At 66.3% G+C, this 3116-nt stretch carries 3 protein-coding genes; all 3 read left to right on the plus strand.

The annotated features are described in order from the left end of the window. The first annotated feature begins 798 nt into the window (after positions 1-798). The 3 genes from ACFWX1_RS37815 to ACFWX1_RS37825 all read left to right on the plus strand — a co-directional run bounded on the left by ACFWX1_RS37815 (position 799) and on the right by ACFWX1_RS37825 (position 2950). The gene (locus ACFWX1_RS37815) at positions 799-1416 is read left to right on the plus strand and encodes a flavoprotein (protein ID WP_378394634.1); all 618 of its coding nucleotides are present in this window, start codon (positions 799-801) and stop codon (positions 1414-1416) included. Positions 1417-1551: 135 nt separating this feature from the next. After that, complete coding sequence (locus ACFWX1_RS37820) at positions 1552-1974, plus strand: cupin domain-containing protein (RefSeq protein WP_378394635.1); 423 nt, start codon at positions 1552-1554, stop codon at positions 1972-1974. Next, the gene (locus ACFWX1_RS37825; RefSeq protein WP_378394636.1) at positions 1958-2950 is read left to right on the plus strand and encodes an NAD(P)/FAD-dependent oxidoreductase; all 993 of its coding nucleotides are present in this window, start codon (positions 1958-1960) and stop codon (positions 2948-2950) included. The genes ACFWX1_RS37820 and ACFWX1_RS37825 overlap by 17 nt, the downstream gene beginning before the upstream one ends. Positions 2951-3116 lie beyond the last annotated feature (166 nt).

The raw sequence follows: 3116 nt of genomic DNA on the forward strand, positions 1-3116 counted from the left end.
GGAGGAAACCATGTTGGACATCACCAAGATCTCCGACGCCGAACTGCTCGCCACCGCCGGCGCCGAGTCCGTCGACTTCGCCCACGTCACCGTCGCTCCCTCGATCATGACCGGCGAGCCCTGCGACTGATCCACATTCCGGGACCGCCGAGCAGATACGCAATTCAAGAGTGGCTCCACTCACTCGGCGGGGAGCATAATTAAATAGCCACCAGGCATTCTGAATACCGAAACCAGGAGGAACTCATGTTCGACATCACCAAGATCTCCGACGCCGAACTGCTCGCCACCGCCGGCGCCGAGTCCGTCGACTTCGCCCACGTCACCGTCGCCCCGTCGGTCATGACCGGTGAGCCCTGCGACTGATCGTTCGCGCAAGGAGAACCGACGCACCATCGGCGAAGCGGGACTCCAGACCTGCCCGCTTCACCACCCAGATCATCCCCCAGAACAGCAAAACTTCGACACCAGGAGAAATCATGTTCGACATCACCAAGATCTCCGACGCCGAGCTGCTCGCCACCGCCGGCGCCGAGTCGGTCGACTTCGCCCACGTCACCGTCGCCCCGTCGGTGATGACCGGTGAGCCCTGCGACTGATAGCTCGCACCAGCCGAACCGATAGACGGGGTGTTGCCGCATAGTCGCGGCAACACCCCAATTTACTGATCCGGCCAAAAGCAGGCCGCCCCCCGAGCGGCACGCAACCGTCACCACGAAGCCATTCGGCCGTGACTGTGGTCGGATCAGTGACGATCGGCACTGTATTGGATGATAACTCACACTAAGGAAATGACGGATGACACAGAGTTCCGCCAACAGCGAGCCGGAGACACAGGTGCGAACGTCGTCCGGGGACACCATCACCGGAAGGCCATTGGGCTCGTTGGTGATCGGCGTATGTGGCTCCAGTTGTGCTTCTTCGACCGGGGAACTGGTCGAGGAGGCCGCGAGTTACGCCGACGACATCACCGTGGTCGCCACCCCGACCGCGGCCGAGTTGTTCCTCGCCGATCTTTCGGTACCGGTCTACACCGATGAGGACTGGGTCGACAACCCACTGCACGTGACCCTCCTGCAACGAGCCGACACCCTGGTGATCGCGCCCACCACCGCGACGACCCTGGCCAAGGCCGCTACTGGTGTAGCCGACACGCTCGTGGCCGCCCTGGTGTGCGCCCATGGTCCCGGTGTCTATTTCCAGCCGTGTATGAACGCGAAGATGTGGTCCAGTCCCGGAGTACGCCGGACCGCGGACACTCTTCTCGCCGACGGGCACCACATCCTGGAAGCCGGCCCCAACGCCTCGCGCGCCAGCCGGACGATGGGATCCGGCGTCGGGCGGATCCCCGGCAACGTGCTCGCCGCCGTCGCCGAGCACAAGCTCAGGATGCTCCAGGTCCCTGCCGGCGCCTGATCCGTCGTGCCCCGGTCGCGGGGCAACGGGTACCGGCACGAAATCAGCAACGTTGGAGATGAGCACCTCGCCTCGCGGCGCCTACCGTTCACTTATCCGGCTGATGACGCCCGACCGAACGAAGGAGCCACAGCGATGCCGAAAGTTTCGTGGGACAGCGCCACCCAGGTCGAGGAACTCGGCCCGGTCCGGGACCGGTACGAGGTCCTCGACGGCTACTCGGCGAACTTCACCATCTTCGACGAGGACATCGACGCGACCCCGCTGCTCAAGGGGTTGCCCCAGGACCAATGCCAGTGTCCGCACTGGGGATACGTCATCAAGGGAAGAATGACCGTCCGGCTCGCCGACCGGGACGAGGTCTACGAAACCGGCGACGCGTTCTACACGCCGGCCGGGCACGCTCCGCTGAAGCACCAGGCGGGCACCGAGGTCATCATGTTCAGCCCGGAGGAGGAGCTGCGCAAGACCGGGCGGGCGGTGGCCAAGAACGCGGAAGCGGAGGGCTTGCACGTGGTGCGGACTCAGCGGCAGGCGGGAAATGACGACACGAAGTAGTCCGGCCGACCTCGAGGAGTTCCCCGTGTTCGACGTGATCGTCATCGGCGGCGGACCGGCCGGTCTCGCCGCCGCTCTCACCCTCGGCCGCGCGATCCGGCCTGCCCTCCTGATCGATTCCGGCGAGTACCGCAACGCACGCGCCGAGAACATGCACAACTTCGTCACCCGGGACGGCACGCCGCCGAGCGAGTTCCGCGCGATCGTCCACTCGGAACTCAAGCAGTATCCCACCGTCGAGACCCGGAACGTGACCGTCGACGACGCCGAACCCCTGGCGGGCGGCGAAGGGTTCGAACTGACGCTGGGAGACGGCTCGGCCGTCCGGACACGGCGGCTGGTGCTCGCCACGGGCCTGGCGGACGAGCTGCCGCCGATCGAAGGTTTCGAACAGGCGTGGGGACGCGGTATCTACCACTGCCCGTACTGCCACGGCTACGAGGCGGCCCGCGACAACCCGATCGCCGTCCTGTACACCGACGGCATCATGGTCGACCTCGCGCTGCACCTGCGGAGGTTCAGCGCCGACGTGGTGCTGTGCGCCGACGGCCGCCTCGGCGAGATCGACGAAACGGCGCGGGGCAGGCTGGCGGACAGCGGGATACCGGTCCGCGGTGAGAAGATCACCCGGCTGGTGTCCGGGGAAAAGGAGCTGGAGCGTATCGACTTCGCGTCGGGCGAGCCACTACCCCGGACCGCACTCTTCGCCGTCGGGCAGTTCGGGCAGCGCTCCGAGGTGCCCGCGAAGCTGGGCTGCCACCTGCTGCCGGACGGGTGCGTGGAAGTCGACGACTTCCAGCTGACCAGTGTCCCTGGTGTGTACGCCGCGGGCGACATGGCACATCGGGCGAGCCTGCCGATGCCGATGCCCTTTGTCGCGCTGGCGGCCGCCAGCGGCACGCTCGCCGCGATCGCGGCCGACAAGAACCTGGTCGCCACCGACACCGCCCCTCGGTCAGGCGTCAGCGCGGCCTGACGCCGGCGCTTGCGGTGTCGTCCTTTGTGGGTTGTGCTGCCGTGCCAGGGTCTTCGAGGCCCCCACGGGCACATAACGTGGCATTCTCGGCGTGCCGCTATGCCGGTAAGGCCACCTTGGGGGCGTCGGACGCCCCCAAGGTGGCCTTAACGGCATGATTTTCCTC

It is taken from the genome of Amycolatopsis sp. NPDC059021 (genome assembly GCF_042739895.1).
Lineage (GTDB): Bacteria > Actinomycetota > Actinomycetes > Mycobacteriales > Pseudonocardiaceae > Amycolatopsis.